This window comes from Neobacillus bataviensis LMG 21833, from assembly GCF_000307875.1.
In the GTDB taxonomy this organism is placed as follows: domain Bacteria; phylum Bacillota; class Bacilli; order Bacillales; family Cytobacillaceae; genus Neobacillus; species Neobacillus bataviensis.
On the sequence record NZ_AJLS01000191.1, the window covers coordinates 1 to 587 of the forward strand.

Annotated in this window: 1 pseudogene; it reads right to left on the reverse strand. The window is 36.3% G+C overall.

The features are described 5' to 3' along the window. Nucleotides 1–523 (reverse strand): annotated as a pseudogene (locus tag BABA_RS25835) (Eco57I restriction-modification methylase domain-containing protein); the annotation flags it as partial. Nucleotides 524–587 lie beyond the last annotated feature (64 nt).

Below are 587 nucleotides of genomic sequence, written 5' to 3' on the forward strand. Positions count from 1 at the left end.
TGGTATATTTTTGTTCTTTTATAAGTTCTAAGGAAGTCAAAGTTTTTCCAAATCGCATTTTGGCATTCCATAGCATTTTTTTATTTTTTTTGAAATTTTTTCGAGTTTTTTCTACCGCTAATGATTGTTCTGGGCGAAGTGTAATATGATCGTCAGCATTTGTACTTCCAACACTATCAAGTGCAGATTGCCCTTCTTTTACTGCTTTAATTGCTGACTTTGCTGTTTCTAAATCCGTTTCAAACCATTCTGATCCGTCTAGGAATTCAGGACGCTTTATTCCTGATCGTTTAAGTACTTCATGAACATCATGGTCATGAAACCACGTTTTTGTTGATTTTTTCCACGCTAACTCTACCCATTCAAGTACAAATTTAATCCCTGAAGTTTTCATATATTGATTGATTCGTTTTGCACCTACTGTTCTTAAAAATTCGCTGTTAGGAGACCAGTCAACCTCAAAATCATCATCAGGAGCTGTAGCTTCACCTATTTTTTGTGCATCCTTATAAGCTGGAAACATTCCAGAGCATTATCGCCATATTTAGGATATAGATCGGAAGAGCGGTTCAGCAGGAATGCCGAGA